The organism is Paenibacillus sp. GM2, assembly GCF_900069005.2.
GTDB lineage: Bacteria > Bacillota > Bacilli > Paenibacillales > Paenibacillaceae > Fontibacillus.
Window position 1 is genome coordinate 2180905 of record NZ_LN831279.1, and the last position, 19208, is coordinate 2200112.

A 19208-nucleotide genomic window follows, 5' to 3' on the forward strand; every position below is an offset into this window, starting at 1 on the left:
TAACTTACGTTTTAATTAAAATTCGAGTACTTTATGAACACCTTCGATAATACGGGCAGGTGTTGGAAGCCATTGATCTTCGATTTGAGCGAACGGATATACAGTATCCGGAGCAGATACGCGAAGCACAGGAGCTTCCAAATGCAGAATAGCATGCTCATTGATTTGAGCGATGACTTCTGCAGCGATACCAGCGGATTTTTGAGCTTCCTGAACAATGATAACGCGGTTCGTCTTCTTCACAGAAGCAAGAATCGTATCGATATCGAGCGGTACCAAGGTACGCAGATCAATCACTTCAGCTTTGATGCCGTTCTTCTCAAGCTCTTCAGCAGCTTTAACCGCTGTATGAACCATCAAGCCATAAGAAAGAATCGTTACATCGGAGCCTTCACGAACTACATTAGCCTTGCCAAGCTCTACTGTGTATTCACCTTCAGGAACTTCATCACGGAACGCATGGTACAGGTTCAAATGCTCCATGAAGAAAACCGGATCATTGTCACGGATCGCCGAGATCAGCAAACCTTTGGCATCATAAGGATTCGAAGGAATGACCAATTTAATACCTGGAGTTTGTGCGATCAGGCCTTCAAGGGAGTCTGTGTGCAGCTCTGCTGCTTTTACCCCACCGCCAAAAGGAGTGCGGAACACGATCGGCGAATGATAACGGCCGCCGGAACGGTAACGCATACGTGCAGCTTGAACAAGAATTTGGTCAAGCGCTTCAAAGATAAAACCTACGAATTGAATCTCCGCGATCGGGCGGAAGCCTTGAACGCCAAGGCCTACCGCCATACCGCCGATAGCCGATTCAGCAAGCGGAGTATCGATCACACGCTGATCTCCGAATTCTTGCTGCAAACCTTCTGTTACACGGAATACGCCGCCGGCATGGCCAACGTCTTCGCCGAAAATAAGTACGTTTGGATCCCGTTTCATCTCTACGCGCATCGCATCGCGAATTGCTTCTTTCATATTCATTTGTGCCATTGCTTCATTTCCTCCTCACTAGAACTAGAACAACCAATCAGCTTTTATCCCTTGCGGGTAATATTAATTATTTTTGAAACTCAGCCTTCTGAGCTTCCAAATGTTTAGGAGTTGTCTCGAACATGCTGTCGATCAAGCCGGAAACTGTCATCTTCTCGGTTTGTTCAGCTTTCTTGATTTGCTCATTTACTTTAGCCTTAGCTTCATCCTTGACACGAGCTGTATCTTCATCAGTCCAAAGGCCCTTCTTCTCCAAATACTTAGCAAGACGAGCAATTGGATCTTTCTCGTTCCATTGCCCTTCTTCTTCCTTCGTACGATATTTGGAAGTATCGTCAGACAAGGAGTGCGGACGGAAACGGTAAGTAACGGCTTCGATCAGCGTTGCTCCCTCTCCATTGCGAGCGCGATCGGCAGCTTCACGTACAGCGCTAATTACAGCAAATACGTCCATACCGTCAACTTTGATACCGCGGATGCCTGCAGCAACCGCTTTGTGAGCGATCGACTTAGCTGCGGTTTGCTTAGCGAAAGGAGTTGTAATAGCATAGCCGTTATTTTGCACAAAGAAAATAACCGGAAGATTGAATACTCCAGCATAGTTCAGCGCTTCATAGAAGTCGCCTTCGGAAGAACCGCCGTCACCCGTATAAGTGATAGCTACATGCTTCTGCTGCTTCAATTTGAAGCCCATCGCAATACCCATTGCATGAAGCACTTGAGCACCGATGATGATTTGCGGCATTAATACATTTACGCCCTCAGGAATTTGTCCACCATGTTGATGTCCACGGGAATACAAAAAGGCTTGATAAAGAGGAAGTCCGTGCCATACAAGCTGCGGCATGTCGCGGTAGCCAGGGCAGACGAAATCTTCCTTCTCCAGTGCGAATTCACTACCTACCATTGTAGCTTCTTGACCGGAAACAGGCGCATAGAAGCCCAGGCGTCCTTGACGGCCCAGGTTTACTGCACGATCGTCCCAAGTACGGGTAAATACCATGCGATACATAAGTTCTTTCAATTGATCATCGGTTAAGTCAGGAGCTTTTGCTTTGTTTATAATTTCACCGTCAGGCGACAACACGGACAAAGCTTCGACGTCCTCCGTATATACTTCATAAGGAATCTTGCTCATTTTTTTCACCTCGACAAAAGATTTGAATATCATTGATCTCTGTTATAGAATTATTATACAACTGTTTTAGTCGTTAAGTCAAAGGAAATGCGCTTAAATAACTAAAATAATTATTTTTGTTTGTATAACAGCTTAATCAAATTTATGTAACAGAAATCAAGATTTGCGGATGTATGTAACACTTGTCCTAATGGTTATGTTAACTTAAATACATCTGCAAAGCAAAAGGAGTGTACCTGCAAAATGACAGATTCGCGCTATCTGAAACGAACCATTATTAAAGAAGAAATCGATAGTAAGCATCTGGGAGAGAAACGGTCTCTGCGGATCTACCTGCCCCCTGGCTATAATGAAGTGATCAGTTATCCGGTGGTTTACTGCCAGGATGGCGAAGAGTTTTTTAACTTCGGACGCATAGCCACAACCGCAAATCAGCTGATTTTAGATGAAGATGTGGATCCGTTTATTATCGTTGGCGTAGAAGTAGACACCTCCGTTCGTACCGCGGAATATTCTCCGGAAGGAGATCGGTTTGAGGCTTATACCGCATGCTTTATTGAAGAAATTATTCCCTTTGTAGAACGCAATTATCCCGTTCGCCGTACAGCACAAGAGCGCATTCTCGCTGGAGACTCGCTCGGCGGTTCTGTATCTTTACATATCGCTATGAAAAACCGCACACTGTTTTCCAAAATCATCAGCATGTCCGGAGCATACTATGAACCATCCTTGAAATTGATTGCCGCCGAACAGGATTTATCCTATCTTTCCCTATATATGATTATCGGTTTACAAGAAGACAAGTTTACCAATTCATTTGGAACCTATAATTTCGTGGAGTTGAATCGCGAAGCGAAGAAGCTGCTTGAAGAACGAGGCGCCAAGGTGAAATATTTCGAGAAGGATGGCCAGCATTTATGGGGATTTTGGCAGAAAGAGCTGCCTGAGGCATTGATGTATTTTCTAAAATAATAAGCGATATAAAATAAGAGCGGGCCGCGGGGGATCAACCCTTGCAGCTCGCTCTGTCTTTATTGAGTTTCATTTCTATACTTTATAATAGTACATTATGCTACATTTGCGCCTTCGTCTGATCGTTCTTGTTATCCTGATTCACCGGAGGATTATTTGCTACAGTTCCATACTTCAGCGAACGGCGCGGCAGCTTCCATTTATAATAGACGGACAGCATCCGGAAGGAGACCACCAGGATAAATAACACCAGCAAGCTTACGGTCGACTTGGCAATGCCAAGCCCGATGACAAGTCCAGCGACAATAGACCAGACTGCATAAATCTCCTCCCGCAATACAAGCGGCTTGCGTCCGGCCAGCAGATCGCGGATAATCCCGCCTCCGATCCCTGTTAGCATCGCGGCGACAACCACGGCCAGAATCGAATGCTTCATACCTGTCGCATAGAGCGCTCCTTGAATAGCAAATGCCGCCAGTCCGATGGCATCGAACCAGGCCTCTGTCTTCTTCCAGTGGTGAATCCACGATAAAGGCAGGATAAACGCGATAACAATCGATATAATTGCCAGTAGAAGAAGTCCTCCCTGGGACCATAACATGGTAACCGGGACACCGATGACGATATTGCGGACGATTCCTCCGCCAAAAGCCGTAACTAAACCTAATACAAGTACTCCAAGAATGTCGTACTCCTCTTCCATCGCCACATAAGCGCCAGACAACGCAAAGGCAACCGTGCCTATAACGCTGAATATTTCAAATAGTTCCATGCCCCGTACGTCACTGCCCTTCCTTCACGTCTCATCTCATTGCTTAATCCATTGTAGACTCGCTTCCATTAATTGTGCAAGGGATAAATTTAACTTATACTGAACAAAGGCGCAAAGCGTGATATAGAAAGGAAGAGTAGGGATGGCAGCACAACGTGTACTTATTTTTGCCGGAGGATCGATCGATCCCTCTTTTATAGAAGAAATCCATTCAGATGATCTGATCATTGGTGCGGACCGGGGAGCTTTATTCCTCATCGATCATGGTATCAGGCCCCATTACTCTGTCGGCGACTTCGATTCTGTAAGTCCGATTGAATTGGAGAACATCACTGGACACAGTGAGCAAATGCTGGCTTGCGATGCAATTAACAAAGATCTGACCGATACGGAGCTTGCCTTCGATATCGCCGTAGAGCAGCGGCCGGAACAGATTGTCCTGTTCGGTGTTACCGGTTCGAGACTCGACCATACACTGGCTAATATTCACCTGTTAGTTAAAGGCCTGGAGCACCATATTCCATGCGCCATTCGGGATCACAACAATTATGTAACCTTAACCGATTCAACTATTGCAATTCAGGACCAGGGCTTCACCTATGTCTCTTTATTGCCCGTCACTCCCGAGGTAACAGGCATTGATTTGACAGGCTTTCAATATCCATTACATAATGCCACATTAATAATGGGTCAATCCCTCGCTGTAAGCAACCGCCTGGAAGACAAGACAGGAACGATTTCCGTTGCCAGCGGCCTGTTATTGATTATTCAAAGTAAAGACTGAAATGCAATTAATACAAAATTGTAACTTTTGAAAATCGGATATGCTATTGCATAAAAACCTTGGAGGACCAAGGTTTTTTCATTGTTTTCAAGACTATGAATCTGTCAAGAAATTAATATTTTGTAACTTTAATCATATTTTAATAATCGCCCTCAAATCCTTGGTGTATCCAGTTTAAGCAACCCCATTCCAATTATTAGGGGATTAAAGTTCTGTTATAGTTTATCTCGAGCCGGTTAACTAGATTCGGTTAACCCAAACTACTAAATCTATTTATAGTCATTTGGAGGTAACTACAACATGAAAATGAACAGCATATCCAAAAAACTTTTGGCTGTCGGCCTTGCATCTACAATCGGATTTGGCGGATTCATGGTCACAGGCGTTGACGCCGCTTCGGCATCGTCTTCGAATACAACGGCTGAAGCTACCGCAGCATCCAAGGGAACGCAAGTCGTCAACTATGGCAAGACCTTTATGGGAACCCCTTATAAATTCGGCGCTTCTACTTCTACTACAAAAGTATTCGACTGCTCTTCCTTCATGAAGCATATTTTCAAAAAATATGGCGTAACTCTGCCACGCACCTCTGCTGCTCAAGCCAAGGTCGGCAAAGCCGTATCCAAGAGCAACCTGAAGGCCGGAGACCTTGTATTCTTCTCCAGCGGAAGCCGCGCTACCGGCAAGAACGTTACTCATGTCGCCGTTTATATGGGCAACGGTAAAATCCTGCACACTTACGGCAAACCAGGCGTAACGATCTCCGATCTGAACTCCGGCAACTGGAAGAAGACTTATCTGAAAGCGCGTCGTGTACTTTAGTACTCAATAACAATATCAAGTTTAGTTAGTGCCTTATCAATCTTGCAATTTCTTATAACTGATCACCCAAACCTTGCATAAACCCTAACAATATCACCCTAACAATAACCGAGGGCTGCTCCCGCTGTGCCATATGGCCAGGGAGCAGCCCTCATTGTATCATATAACCCGTTCCTCTCACGGTATGGATCAATTTACGCGGCCGGCCCTTGTCGATCTTCTTGCGCAAATGTCTAATATACACGTCAACTACATTCGTGCCGGTAGCAAAATCATAGCCCCATACCTCCTGCAGGATCGCCTCTCTTTGGCAGACCTCACCTACTCTTTTGAGCAAATGCCTCAGCAGTTCATACTCTTTCGGTGTCAGCCGAATCAATTCACCTGCCCGGAACACTTTGCGGCTCTTCAACTCCATTCGCAAATCCTCGAAGGACAGCTCATCTGAATGACCATCCATTATGCGGCGAAATAATCGGATTAGGCTGACGATTCGCGCATTAAGCTCTTCGATGGCTATATTTTCGCTGACAACCTCATTCGCGCCATATTGGAATGCCATTACGGTATCCGCTGTCTTCGGCGAGCGCTGCAGGACGATAACCGGAAATGCCGGTTCATCACCTAGTCTGGTCATCATCTTGAGAACAAAAGGCAGCTCACCCGCAATTAAGATCACCTCTGCCGCCTCTCCGACGATTTCCCGATCCAGTTGCTCCGAATCAAAGACTAATTGAACCTTGAATCCTGCTCCCTTCAGGTCATTTTGCCACTTCATTCCCCCATGATTATCCTCTGAGATCAATAGCAAGCTAGCCTTCATATTGTCCCCTGCCTTCCGAACCATCCACCTTATTAAATAAGAGGCTGTTCTGTTCGCCTTGAATCATAACGTATTATTAAAGTGGTCAAAAAATAAACAAACCATTCCCGTATAAGTCAGGAATGGCCATTAAAATGAAAACTTATGTTATCAGTCCTTAACCGAAATAACGGTCATAGATAGTTTTGGCTTCAGCCGGTTCTTTTGTCCCGTGAATAAGCGCCCTTCCATCTGCAAACAAGACAATTCTATGTTCCCCGACAGAAAAGGACAGCAGATAAGGATTCAATTCAACCAATCCTTCATCGAGTCTTCCCAATTTCTGTGCCAGTTCAGGCAAATCCACTTTCCTGGGCTGCGCAGGACGGATCTGAACAGTATCTCTGCCGCACAACACCTCTGTCTTTCTTGTGCCGGCAGCAGATAAATACGGATAATTCGCCGCTTCACCGCAAGAAGCACAGTCGCTGCGCCGGGCCGAATCCACTTTGATCGCCAGCTGCTCATTCTTCCACAGATCAAAGGTCAGCAGCGTTCGGCGCAAAGCGTCCTCCTGACCGGTCAGGAGCTTGATAGCTTCTGTAGCCTGGTGCGCAATGACAATTTGCACCGCAGAAGGGATAACGCCAACCGTATCACATGTATCTCCTCCGATCGGTACCATCTCAAGCAGGCAGTTCAGACATGGAGTCGCCCCCGGGAGGATTGTATAGGTCATCCCATAGCTGCCGACACAGGCGCCGTAAATCCACGGAATACGGTATTTCTGCGAGATATCATTGATGAGCAGCCGGATATCGAAGTTATCCGTCGCATCCAGAATGAGCTGAACACCGGGAAGCAGCCCCTCCAGCTCTTCCTTCGTAACATCAAGCACATGCGCTTCGATCTGCACCTCGGAATTGATGGCGGAAAGCCGCTCCTTCACCGCTACGGCCTTCGGTTTGCGGGAAGCAGCGTCCTCCTCAGTGAACAGCTGCTGGCGCTGAAGATTGCTCCATTCGACATAATCGCGATCCGCTATCACCAGATGGCCGATCCCGGAGCGGGCCAACGACTCGGCCAGGCCCGTCCCAAGCGCTCCCGCTCCAATAATGAGTACCTTGGAATGAAGGAGCTTCTGCTGACCCTCTATTCCTATAGGCCGGAACAGCTTCTGCCTCGAATACCGATCCTCCACCGGAACTCCCCCTTTTTCCCGGATTCCTGCGAATCCGCTCTATCATGATCTCTAACGAAACTCCGGGACGTTATTTCCACTGAGCAGCGATGCACAGAAATCTAGCGGAACTATGGAGCGTGTTCCGCAAAATAGCGGCGCACAGAAACCTAACGAAACTACAGAACGTTATTTCCGCAAAAACAGCGGTGTGTAAATTCTAACGAAACACTATATCGCTATTCGAGCAAAATCACGGCTTTTTTCCTTCAACTTGCCGCAATAACGTTACCCAGTTTCGTTACATTTTTTATCAGCCCTTTTGGGCCTAATTAGCGATACCACGTTTCGTTAGAGAGACTTTAGCAAGAAGTCCAACGGAACTACCGATCGATACTCCCAACAAACAGGCGTCACACAGAATATAGCGAGATTACAGTCGATACTCCTACCAAACAGCGGCGCACAGAAACCTAACGAAACTACAGAACGTTATTTCCGCAAAAACAGCGGTGTGTAAATTCTAACGAAACACTATATCGCTATTCGAGCAAAATCACGGCTTTTTCCCTTCAACTTGCCGCAATAACGTTTCCCAGTTTCGTTACATGTTTTATCAGCCCTTTTGGGCCTAATTAGCGATACCACGTTTCGTTAGAGAGACTTTAAGCAAGAAATCCAACGGAACAACGGAACTACCGATCGATACTCCCAACAAACAGACGTCGCACAGAAACCCAAAGAAGCTACAGTCGATACTCCTACCAAACAGCGGCGCACAGAAACCTAACGAAACTACAGTCGATATTCCCACCAAACAGCGGCTCACAGAAACCTAACGAAACTACAGAACGTTATTTCCGCAAAAACAGCGGTGTGTAAATTCTAACGAAACACTATATCGCTATTCGAGCAAAATCACGGCTTTTTTCCTTCAACTTGCCGCAATAACGTTACCCAGTTTCGTTACATTTTTTATCAGCCCTTTTGGGCCTAATTAGCGATACCACGTTTCGTTAGAGAGACTAAGCAAGAAATCCAACGGAACAACGGAATTACCGATCGATACTCCCAACAAACAGGCGGCGCACAGAAACCCAAAGAAACTACAGTCGATATTCCTACCAAACAGCGGCGCACAGAAACCCAAAGAAACTACAGTCGATATTCCCACCAAACAGCGGCGCACAGAAACCTAACGAAACTACAGAACGTTATTTCCGCAAAAACAGCGGTGTGTAAATTCTAACGAAACACTATATCGCTATTCGAGCAAAATCACGGCTTTTTCCCTTCAACTTGCCGCAATAACGTTTCCCAGTTTCGTTACATTTTTTATCAGCCCTTTTGGGCCTAATTAGCGATACCACGTTTCGTTAGAGAAGACTTACTTGTTAGACCACGCTTCAACGTCCCATACCTTCGTAACCCAATCTTCGTAGAAGTCAGGTTCGTGAGAAACGAGCAACACGGTGCCCTTGAATTCCTGGAGCGCGCGCTTCAATTCTTCCTTGGCTACAACGTCCAGGTGGTTCGTCGGTTCGTCGAACAGAATCCAGTTCGTCTCGCGCATCATCAGCTTGCAGAGCCGTACTTTGGCTTGCTCGCCACCGCTCAGCGCCCGGAGTTGCCTTGTAATATGATCATTCTTCAGACCGCAGCGGGCCAGATGCGCACGCACCTCATGCTGGTTCAGATGCGGAAACTCGTTCCACACATCATCAATAGGCGTTGAATTGCCGGGACGCACCTCTTGTTCAAAATAAGCCGGGAACAGAAAATCCCCTTGATATGTCTTTCCGCTAACTGGCGGAATCACACCTAAAATCGTCTTAAGCAGGGTTGATTTCCCTACCCCGTTACAGCCGACGATAGCGATTTTTTCTCCGCGTTCAATCGTCATCGACATTTTGGGCAGCAGCGGATGACTATAGCCGATTTCAAAGTCTATGCCTTCAAATACCGTCTTCCCACTGGCCCTGGATTCCTTAAAGTTAAAGGTAGGCTTAGCCGCTTCCTCCGGCTTGTCGATCCGTTCCAGACGATCAAGCTGCTTCTCACGGCTCTTGGCCCGTCCAGAAGTCGAATATCTAGCTTTGTTGCGCTGGATGAAATCTTCCTGTTTTTTAATAAATTCCTGCTGCTTCTCATACGCATCTATATGTTGATTTTTGCTGATGTCCGCCATATCCAGGAATTTGCTATAGTTCGCAGTATAGCGAGTCAGCTTGGCAAACTCCAGATGATAGATGACATTGACCACCTGGTTCATAAACTCGGTATCATGCGAGATTAGAATGAAGGCATACGGGTAATTCTGCAAATAGTTAGTAAGCCACTGAATATGCTCTACATCCAGATAGTTCGTAGGTTCGTCAAGCAGCAACACATTAGGTTTCTCCAGCAGCAGCTTGGCAAGCAGCACCTTGGTACGCTGACCCCCGCTTAGCGCAGATACATCGCGATCCAAACCGATCGCCGATAGACCAAGCCCGTTAGCCATCTCTTCAACCTTCACATCGATCAGATAGAAATCACCGATTTCAAGCTGCTCCTGAATATCTCCCATCTGCAGGAGCAGCTCTTCCAGCTCCTCTGGAGTGGCTTCACCCATTTTCTCGGTGATCTCCATCATTTCCTTCTCCAATTCAAGCAACGGCAGAAAAGCATCCTTCAGCACATCACGCACAGTCTTTCCTGGCGTTAATTTGGAATGCTGATCCAGGTAACCATAGCGAACCTTCGGCGTCCATTCCACCTTGCCCGAATCCCTCAATTGCTGTCCGGTCAAGATGTTCATTAATGTAGACTTTCCAACTCCGTTCGCCCCGACCAGACCTACATGCTCTCCGGCTAGCAGACGAAAGGATACATCCTTAAATAATGTGCGATCCCCAAAATTATGAGATACATTCTCGACTGTCAATAAGCTCATAGAAACTGAATAACCCCTTTATCATATAATTCATTATTATTTAATCCGTTGTTGTCCGTAGACAGTGTTGCCCGAAAATATCCTCTTTAAATATCCTCATCATCGCTCCGTCCGATTGCGGACATTCAAGAATTTATTGTAGCATAACAAACGATCGTTCGTAACCTAGCAATTCATGCAATGTTATATCGAAATAACCAGACCGAAAACAGTCTGCATCAGGCATGCTTCAACCGTTGGATGAACCGCTTAATGATCGGATTGGTCTGATTCTGAGTCGAACTTACCCAGCCATAATATACCGGATAGTGATTCTCCAGCTCAATCGGCACAATATTCTCAGGCAGCTCTTGATGTTTGAACGAGTAATCCAGACCGACTGTCAACGCCAGACCACCTAACACAGCCTTCTGAATCGCCGGAACATTGTTGGAAATGAACAAAACATCAAGCTCCCCGAACTTGGCCACGAACTCTGTGATGTAGGATCTGATATATTCGTCGTCGTATAACACGAGCGTATATTTCAGCAATTCCCGGGGATGAATGGACTTGCGCAAAGCCAACGGAGAATCAGCTCGAACCCCAACAACCATTTTACCCGTAAAGGTTCGTTCGAAACGCAGTGTTTTAGTGTGATTGATCTGCTTCTCATTCAACGCGATAAATCCGATATCGATCTGATTATTGTGCAGTTCATCAAGAATATCTTTCGGTCCCTTCTCAATGATCTGTATTTTCACATCCGGATAATCGATTTTGAAATCCGCGATCAACTCCATTAACAAGTGCATGGGTCCAGGGATGGTCCCGATGAACAACTCCCCGCTTAATCGCTCGCTATAATTGCCCGCTTCCTCCTTCAGACGCTTCACAAGATTCATGATTTCGCCCGCAATCTCGATCAATGCCTGCCCCTCAGCCGTTGGAACCGCCCCGATTCCGCGGGAGCGATGGAACAATACAACATCCAGTTCAGACTCAAGCATAGAAATGGATTGACTGACAGCAGACAAAGTAACATGCGCATGCTGCGCCGTTTTAGTTAGCGATTTCGTCTTGGCCACATCTACGATATACTCTAGCTGCTCCAGATTCATTTACAACCCGCCTCTCACAATTTGTGGTAGTCAGAAAGCCCTTTTGGGGGTAGGGAAATCCTAGCTTTTTGAATAGTAATTATTAAGTAATATTTAATTGCAGATAAATATATATAAATTTTATTAAACAATGACATTTGTTACAATGAGCTCGAAGATAAATTACAACTTCAAGAAAGGTGGAGTTTTCATATGGATACTAAGAGAGTTGCAGTTATTACAGGTAGTGCAAGTGGAATCGGCAAATCAACCGCATTGAAGTTCGCCGCTGAAGGAGACCGCGTTGTCGTTGCTGACTTTAATGAACAAGCCGGACAAGCAGTCGTCGATCAGATCAAGACAAATGGCGGAGAAGCTATTTTCGTAAAAACCGATGTATCGAAATATGAAGATGTCGAAGCTCTAGTTGACCAAGCCGTTAAAACCTATGGCCGGATTGACATAATGTTCAATAACGCCGGGATTGGCCGTCTGACCCCCGTTCTGGACCAGAAGCTGGAAGACTATCATGCTGTCATTAATGTAAACCAGCATGGGGTAGCCCATGGGATTATCGCCGCTGGCAAGAAAATGAGAGAAATGGGAATCCACGGTGTCATTATCAATACCGCCTCTGTATTTGGATTTCTGGCTTCTCCAGGTACCTTCGCCTATCATGCCAGCAAGGGCGCCGTCATTATGATGACGAAATCTGCAGCTCTTGAACTCGCTCCTCATGGCATCCGCGTTGTTGCTGTAGCCCCAGGGGCCGTAGATACACCTATCATCCAAGGCTATAAGGATCAAGGCCTGGTTGATGCAATGAAGTCCAAAGTAATGGGCAATAAGCTGACTATGCCTGAACAAATCGCGGATACGGTATACCTCCTCTCCACACCAAACGCAAGCGCTATTAACGGCAGCGTCGTTATGGCCGATGAAGGATATGCTTCCTTTAAATAACATAGCATACTACGCAAACAGGCGCACACTCTTATCCGAGTGGCGCCTGTTCTATTATCGCCTGCAAATCGCTTCATAATAACCTCGTGCAGCCGCTTCCTGTTTGCGGGCAAACACCTCTTCAGTATTGTAGGGAAGCTCACACTTTGCGAAATAATAATATTTGATCCCCGTTGTTGGATCGACTCCGCCTTCAAGCCTTTCCGTTTTTCGCAGCCTGCCGCCGCCAAGGGCAAAGTTATTATAGTAATGATTCCCTATAGGAATCCCCTGCAGAAAAGCAATAACTCCGACATCGTCCAATGTATTATTCCATTCCTCCTTGGGGATTGTCGGCAGCGTAAAGGTGTAGGTAAAGCCTAATCTGGCGGTAAATTCATTATGCACAGCGATCACTTGCTGCAAATCCTCTTCGATCTGACGTACGATGGTGGAACGTCTTACTTGCTCGAATACTTCCGCATCCTGCAGCAGCGGAATCGCAGTTGCAGGAGCAAGATCTTCCAACCATCCCCGCATCTCCTCGCCAGTAGTGGAAGAAATAACCCGAATATAAGAATCCAAGCTAAACGCGGCGCTGTTCCCAGCGCTATCCGTGTATACATAGGGCCTCTTCGGGTGCCAGCGATGTTCCAGCCTGGGCTCTCCATTTGCACTGTTGAATTCATCCAGCGCATAAATCCAATAGCCATCATAATCGATGACTACGACCGCGGGAATATATTTCATTAATGCGGCCTGAACCAGCGAATCGTCTGCTATGCCAAAATTGATTGCAAGCGACTGTAGAAGGATGGACAAGGCCAGTTCTTTATCCGTCCGCATATACTTATCCGAACTGTAGCCCACCTCGAATTGCTGCAGCTCATTACGGTTCAACACGCTTCCCGCATCCTGTACCGCCGTGCGAAGCGCAGTGGTATAGCGGAGCTGCAGGCGGTTGACCTCCTGCAAATCCATGGAATTTAGAGATAAAGCCTCAAGAAATGGACCAACGATGAGCACGAAGATGATGGCCCAATCAGTAATCTTCATTCAGAACCATCCCTCCATAATATAGCGTCTGCGCACCTTTGCCAGCTGCGGAAGAGGTCAGCAGGAATCCGACCAGCACCTGGTATGGGGATTTCGACCGCTTCGTCAGAGCAACCGAGAAGAAATCGCCTGTTTCCAGCTTGTACAGCCTGTCGGTCTCATCCATTGCCCCTGAGTCAGGAAATAACCGACCAAGCAGTTCTTCCGTATAGTATGAATCATAGATTACACTGAATTGTTCCTGGAACGTATCCCCATCCGCTGGGTCATCATATTCAGGATGATATTTCTTATGTTTGTGCTCCAGCTCCACCTCATAGACCTGACCGGAGACAGCCAACTCACGCACGAAGTCTTCGTACATGACGGCGGACAAGTAACCTTTATTTCGCACAGCATCTGTAAACTGAACCATCGCATTGTAAGCGGTCAGTACTGCCATATTTTCTGCACGCTCGGCAGCCTGAACGGCCGGGAAAAGTACAATAAGGGCAACTGCAAGCAACGCCGCGACTATTTTGGACAGTGGATTACTCACGGAGCAACGCCTCCTGGAACACATTGAAAAGAAAGATTACGTAGTTGGCCCAGTTCATCATATTCGGCATCACAGTAATAACTGTGATCCTGCTTGATGACAGTCAGCAGTAAAATATCATCCGTTCTTGATATGGAGGTTCCTTCGACCTGAAGACCTAGTCCATCATCCAGCCAATCTGCCAGACCATATAATATCTGTGCTCCAGTGTATATGTTTTGCTTTCGTTGCGTTTGATCCGTCCAGGTCTGTGTATTTACACTGACCTTCTGATTCTGTATAAAGGGAACCACCCCTTCCAATACCAGGGCTTGTTGCTCACTGTGATCCAAAGTATATATAAGCGCGGCCATGCAAATTACAGTGGAACAGAGCAGCCACATCATATCTTTGAGCGTACGGAACATTAAGGGGTTACTGTCGTCTGCGTAAAGATCAAGCCGCGCACAACATTGGATTGATCCTTGACAACCCGGGCCTTGAATTTACCGCTTGGGTTCACATATTCATTTAATTTCTCATTCCACGAGTTGCTAATGTCTGCATTGCTCCTATTGATGACAGAACCATAATCATCTGCGTTGCCGATAATATTCAGAGTATGGCCGTACCATTCCCCTTGGTGGTTCTTGCCGGTAAGCACCTGAATTCCAAATTGGTCGCGTTCCTTAAATTTACGAAGCGCATTCGTAACCTGTGAACCGCTAACCGTTGTATCATCGTACACTGTAAAAGAGGCCTGGGACAGCTCAGTCTGAATGTCGGAGAAATTGTTCTGCGCCGTCTTTGTCGCCTCTTGCGCCGAGACGAACAAGACAACAACTATTGTAATTAATGCAATCGTCAGGAAGATTCCTGCCGCTACCTTTAATGCGGATGAAGCGTTATTCATACTTTTATTCCTCCTAATAAGTTATAGATATCGTTACAAAAGTGCGATTTTCAGCACCGGGAAGGTTGGGTGACGCCAGAGTCTGAGAAGCAGAGCTGCACGTTTTCGCAGAACCCGTCTTCGGAAGCAAAGGCTTGTAGTTGGTTCGGTAAGCACTTGAGATGTTTCCAGTGGAAGAACGACTTCGGAAACATTTGCTTAGGACCAAATGAATTCAAGATCCGATGCCGAATTACTTCTTGATTTGCTTCATGTTAGATATAGAATTTATACGTTATCAGCCAATTCCCATATCGATAGGAAACCTGCCTTAGAATCGCGGCCGGCGGTCGGCGGTCGCCCATCTATGAATAGAGCAGGCGGACTTTTCGAACTAGCTTCATAAATTTTGAATTTGTTGAAAGTAGACATCCATCTGCTTGAAGCTCATCCAAATGAGTGGAACGACCAAATAAGCAAAAATCAGTGAGTACATCGGTGCAAAACCGATCATCCGGCCCATTTCGGCCTTCCTATCCAAATCCTTTTCATATTCCAGCCGTCTTCGCTCAAACTGAAAGCCCATCTCGCTCTGTAGATCATCAAACGCTTTTCGAACCGGTATTTTCTCCTCCGCCTGAATCAAGTGCTCGATTAAACGCTGGAACTCTTCCAAGGCGGTCTCATCCTTTAATCCCAGAAGAGCCTCCTGAGCTCCTGCACTGTAATGAGCCAGGCATTTCTCGATCGGAGCTCTAAAAATAAGGGCATAGCTGTATAGCCATTCCAATATTGCTTCCACCGAGATCCGTTCGAACTGTCTTAAGATCATAATCATCGTCTGGAACTGATACACCTCATGTCTCATATCTGTCAGCCTTAATCTGCGCTGGAATCGAAGCGTCCAGATCGGACTGTAATATCCGAGCAAAGGTAATATGAAGGTAAGCATGACCTCCCACCACTTCCAATATTCAGCCTGATAGCGAGCCAGCTTGTCCATAATGCGCTGCGCAATCGCAGTCGTCTTGCCTTCATCCAGCTTCAAACCGAGCTCCTTTGCTGCCGAAGTCACGATTTGAGCGATTGCTTCATCATTCGCTGCCACAGACATTCCTGGACTCCGCAGCACCTGCCGATCCAACTCGGCCATCTCTCTGGCATCCTTCGCTTCTTCTTTCGAGAGGGAGCCGAGAAATACGTAGCTTGTCGGCGGCTCAGCGATAATCCATTCCCGGCTCTTCCAATGCGTCCAGCTAATCGAACAGCCTATAACGAGCAGACATCCAACAAAAATAGCAGTTCGCCTAACCTGCAGCAATTCAACGCGCAGAGTCTGATTCGTATCCTTAAGCAAATCGGCGATGCGGTCATAACGCACTGAGCCAGGTAGCGGACAGAACCAGCTTACGATCATTCTTGCTATCTTCCAGCGATAAGCCTTCGCCTCCCAGGAGGAAACATCCGAGCCGGCGCGATAGGCTGTAGCTTCCTCGCTTTTTAATTTCTGCAGAAGGATATAGCTCAGCAGTATAATAATGAATAGACCGATATGAATAGAGATGCCGAGCTTGCTCAAATAAAACTGGTCCATCAGGGGAAAGTTCCGCCGTGCCCAAAGCTCAATGGGCTTCGTGAAGAATATAGGAGCTAATGCAATCAGGCTGAGCCCCTTTAGTAAATAATCAAGCTTGCTCCGACGCATCAGCTCTAGTTGAATCTCCCCGGTCAGGCTGGAAATCCCGCGCAAATAAAGCGATCCCTGCTGTGCATCCTTGCGGTCTCCATATTCCATGATCAGCCGGGAGATCGAAGCAAATCCTTTCAGGAAGCGAGTCGGCGCCGTCTCATAATAACGGTCAAGCTCTTTATCCGGTTCAGCCGAAGTCAGAGCTTCATAAATCCGTTCCCCATGTCTGACGATTTCCTCACTCAAGCTATCATTCGCTTCATCGATCGCATCCGCTACCATTTCATGAGCATGGTAGGCATGTCTAACCGCAGTGAACCACCGCAGCATTTGCAGCAGCAGCTTCTTTTCCAGCCTTGCTACATAAGCTTCAAGCATCAGCCCATGAATAACGGCAACGGTAATGATGACAGTGAGGAAGAACAACATGTTCGGATGCATCAGAGTCAAAGCGATAATTCCCGTCCCGGATATACCCAGCAGCAAATATACGAGCTTCATCACCTGCCGCCTTAATTCAAATTCATCCGACGTCTGCAGCAATGAAATACGGCCGCGAACCTTAAGCACATATAACCGCAAAGGCGGTATTTTCATCGATATGGCATAGGATCGCAACAGCAAAGTCGCCACAACTGTCTTCAATCCGCTTAAGAACCCTGACGGCGCAGCCGCTTTCACTCCGAGCTCTCCTGCCTTCTTCTCCTCACGCCTGCGAATCTCAAAAGCGATCAAATAGATGCCGCCAAATAATAGAAATGATATAAACGCGACCCACAACAAGACCGATTTAAGCTCCAATCTGCTCCCCCCAATACTGAGACAGAAATTGCTCGAAGCGGCGGGCGTCTTCCGGCATCATTTCACGCTGCATTTCATTACGGCAACGATCTGTAATCGGTTGAACAGCGCGGTATCCGCCATCGATATATTCAACTATCGTCCTCGCCTGATAGGTTCGCTCCCCGGTATCTATATCAGCCCCACCGTCACTCCGGCGGCTGCACTCAGTAATTCTTTCAATATAGCGATGGCCATGAATATCTCTGCGCAAATGGATGTCAAAGTCGATAACCCCGGCGACCTGTAGTTCGGCAACCCGTTCATCCCGAAAGACTCCTGTCTTCAACAATGAGTTCCTTAATGAATCGATCAGGTCAGCGAAGGTCTTGGCATGATGCGTGAACACGGTAAAAAGACTGGCTACCTGTGCCATTTGAATCATCCAGGATGCAACCTCATCCGATGCGACTTCGCCAAGAATATGCACCGTCCCGTCCGTCTTCTTCTGCAAGTCGAGGCCAGCCTGTCCGCTTACATATTCGGTCTCCCGGAAGCTGAGTATATTTCGGGCGCTATACAGCTTTCGCAGATTCAACTCGAAGGACATTTCCTGGACCCGCAGTGTGTAAGACGCATAAATGTGTTTAACCAGCGCCATTAACAGCGTCGTTTTGCCTGAGCCCTGTGATCCCGTAATTGAAGTAATTCGACTCCCCTTCATTAAATATTTCAGAAGCTGAATAGGTATATCTGCACCATAGCCCTGTATTAATTGCTCAAGCGCCGCTCCTTGGGTATCGAATTTACGGACGAAGAAAGCCCATGTCTCTGCAAACGGAGGCCGGACCACGACAACCCGGGAACCATCCTTCATATCATTCACTTTAAATCCGCTGGCCTCCGACAATTGACCCGGCAAATTGTATTTATATATATTTTGGCAGATCCTCCTGAGCTCAAACTCGCTGCCGAAGGATAAGAAAGGAAGCCTGATGCTCTTGCCTTTATAAAAGATCCACACGCTCTCCCATACCCGGGAGACTTCCCGCCCATCTTCGTCCAATGGAACACCGGGAACCGTCCCAATTCCGGCTCCGTTTACTTCATCCTGTTCACAACCCCACTGAACCGATTCGGATATTCCACTTACTCCGCCGCTTACTCCATCAATTCGCTGCTCTAGTATACTGTCGATAACAGAAAAACCTTTATACGACTGATAGACCCGCTGAACAACGAGATCCAGCTTCTCTTCAAAGCTAAGCTGTCGGTATTCCCTGCCGAAGCAGTAATCCATTTCCTCGACGCTGATTTCGTACATATATCCCTTCTCTTCTTCATTCATCCGCTTCGGTTCGTCGAGTTCATATTGCTCAATCAGCACCGACAGCGCATCGTCACCGTATCTTTGGCGATAAAGATAGAAAATGATCTCGAACCGATCCTGATGAGTCAGCCTGACGGGCTGTTGAAAAGGAATAATTTGCTCAATGCTCTCCTCCGTAACCCCGTATCCTTCAAGCAGCAAATCGCGGATATAGGTTTGAACGAATCGCTTGTCGCTACGGTCCCCATAAGTACACCCCCGCAACGCTTGGCGCAACTCTGTTCTCGCTTTTACTTTACGGAGCCAAGCCTCCTCACCCATCCCCCACTGATTAATCTTGTTGCGGCTTAATTCATGCAGTTGAAACTTCACATAAGCAATAAGATCGGGAATGCTATAGCGTTCATGGGTTACCCGGCTCGCAAAGGTTTGTTCAGACACCGCCCTGGCCTTAAGCCAGACAAGCAGGAGCGCAAGCAGCATGATCAAGCCTATTCCAATTCCGTTCGCAAGTCGATCCATGG

General features: G+C 46.9%; 17 protein-coding genes. 4 read left to right on the forward strand and 13 right to left on the reverse strand.

Translation table 11 applies throughout. The features are described from left to right. Positions 1-15: 15 nt before the first annotated feature. Together BN1360_RS19560 and pdhA are read right to left on the reverse strand one after the other, a co-directional pair. On the reverse strand, positions 16-993 hold the full coding sequence (locus BN1360_RS19560) for an alpha-ketoacid dehydrogenase subunit beta (protein ID WP_068781549.1): 978 nt from the start codon (positions 991-993) through the stop codon (positions 16-18). A gap of 67 nt (positions 994-1060) precedes the next feature. Next, entirely contained in the window at positions 1061-2131 is a 1071-nt protein-coding gene (pdhA, locus tag BN1360_RS19565; protein WP_068781550.1) for a pyruvate dehydrogenase (acetyl-transferring) E1 component subunit alpha, read from the reverse strand. Between the two features lie 243 nt (positions 2132-2374). Here pdhA and BN1360_RS19570 point away from each other — a divergent pair, with 243 nt between their 5' ends. Beyond that, a complete protein-coding gene (locus BN1360_RS19570) occupies positions 2375-3103 on the forward strand; it encodes an alpha/beta hydrolase (protein ID WP_068781551.1) in 729 nt (242 codons plus the stop codon). A gap of 100 nt (positions 3104-3203) precedes the next feature. Here the strand turns inward: BN1360_RS19570 and BN1360_RS19575 are convergent, their stop codons facing one another. Then, positions 3204-3875 carry a trimeric intracellular cation channel family protein gene (locus BN1360_RS19575; RefSeq protein WP_068781552.1) on the reverse strand — a complete coding sequence of 224 codons (672 nt, stop codon included), beginning with the start codon at positions 3873-3875 and terminating at the stop codon, positions 3204-3206. Positions 3876-4017: 142 nt separating this feature from the next. Here BN1360_RS19575 and BN1360_RS19580 point away from each other — a divergent pair, with 142 nt between their 5' ends. Both BN1360_RS19580 and BN1360_RS19585 read left to right on the forward strand, forming a co-directional pair. Beyond that, positions 4018-4659 carry a thiamine diphosphokinase gene (locus BN1360_RS19580; protein WP_068781553.1) on the forward strand — a complete coding sequence of 214 codons (642 nt, stop codon included), beginning with the start codon at positions 4018-4020 and terminating at the stop codon, positions 4657-4659. A 300-nt stretch (positions 4660-4959) separates the two neighbouring features. Continuing rightward, entirely contained in the window at positions 4960-5481 is a 522-nt protein-coding gene (locus BN1360_RS19585; protein WP_068781554.1) for a C40 family peptidase, read from the forward strand. A 151-nt stretch (positions 5482-5632) separates the two neighbouring features. Here the strand turns inward: BN1360_RS19585 and BN1360_RS19590 are convergent, their stop codons facing one another. The 4 genes from BN1360_RS19590 to BN1360_RS19605 form a co-directional block, all read right to left on the reverse strand. Continuing rightward, positions 5633-6304 carry a winged helix-turn-helix domain-containing protein gene (locus BN1360_RS19590; protein WP_068781590.1) on the reverse strand — a complete coding sequence of 224 codons (672 nt, stop codon included), beginning with the start codon at positions 6302-6304 and terminating at the stop codon, positions 5633-5635. A gap of 157 nt (positions 6305-6461) precedes the next feature. Next, entirely contained in the window at positions 6462-7484 is a 1023-nt protein-coding gene (locus BN1360_RS19595; RefSeq protein WP_229521056.1) for a MoeB/ThiF family adenylyltransferase, read from the reverse strand. Positions 7485-8850: 1366 nt separating this feature from the next. After that, positions 8851-10398: an ABC-F family ATP-binding cassette domain-containing protein gene (locus BN1360_RS19600; protein ID WP_068781556.1), complete on the reverse strand. Its 1548-nt coding sequence runs from the start codon at positions 10396-10398 to the stop codon at positions 8851-8853. Between the two features lie 218 nt (positions 10399-10616). Continuing rightward, a complete protein-coding gene (locus BN1360_RS19605) occupies positions 10617-11498 on the reverse strand; it encodes a LysR family transcriptional regulator (protein ID WP_068781557.1) in 882 nt (293 codons plus the stop codon). A 192-nt stretch (positions 11499-11690) separates the two neighbouring features. Between BN1360_RS19605 and BN1360_RS19610 the strand changes: the two genes are divergently transcribed. Then, positions 11691-12440, forward strand: a complete 750-nt coding sequence (locus tag BN1360_RS19610; protein ID WP_068781558.1) for an SDR family NAD(P)-dependent oxidoreductase — start codon at positions 11691-11693, stop codon at positions 12438-12440. 54 nt (positions 12441-12494) lie between these two features. Here BN1360_RS19610 and BN1360_RS19615 read toward each other — a convergent pair whose 3' ends face one another. From BN1360_RS19615 to BN1360_RS19640, 6 genes are all read right to left on the reverse strand, one after another. Continuing rightward, positions 12495-13475 (reverse strand): F0F1-type ATP synthase, encoded by a 981-nt coding sequence (locus tag BN1360_RS19615; RefSeq protein ID WP_068781559.1) that lies wholly within the window; start codon positions 13473-13475, stop codon positions 12495-12497. Continuing rightward, on the reverse strand, positions 13462-14013 hold the full coding sequence (locus tag BN1360_RS19620; RefSeq protein ID WP_068781560.1) for a DUF2059 domain-containing protein: 552 nt from the start codon (positions 14011-14013) through the stop codon (positions 13462-13464). The genes BN1360_RS19615 and BN1360_RS19620 overlap by 14 nt, the downstream gene beginning before the upstream one ends. After that, positions 14010-14420 (reverse strand): hypothetical protein, encoded by a 411-nt coding sequence (locus BN1360_RS19625; protein WP_068781561.1) that lies wholly within the window; start codon positions 14418-14420, stop codon positions 14010-14012. Before BN1360_RS19625 ends, BN1360_RS19620 begins: the two co-directional genes overlap by 4 nt. Beyond that, a complete protein-coding gene (locus BN1360_RS19630) occupies positions 14420-14905 on the reverse strand; it encodes an ABC transporter permease (RefSeq protein WP_068781562.1) in 486 nt (161 codons plus the stop codon). Before BN1360_RS19630 ends, BN1360_RS19625 begins: the two co-directional genes overlap by 1 nt. A gap of 379 nt (positions 14906-15284) precedes the next feature. Next, a complete protein-coding gene (locus BN1360_RS19635) occupies positions 15285-17375 on the reverse strand; it encodes a hypothetical protein (protein ID WP_068781563.1) in 2091 nt (696 codons plus the stop codon). Beyond that, positions 17365-19206 (reverse strand): ATPase, T2SS/T4P/T4SS family, encoded by a 1842-nt coding sequence (locus BN1360_RS19640; RefSeq protein ID WP_068781564.1) that lies wholly within the window; start codon positions 19204-19206, stop codon positions 17365-17367. The genes BN1360_RS19635 and BN1360_RS19640 overlap by 11 nt, the downstream gene beginning before the upstream one ends. Between the last annotated feature and the right edge of the window lie 2 nt (positions 19207-19208).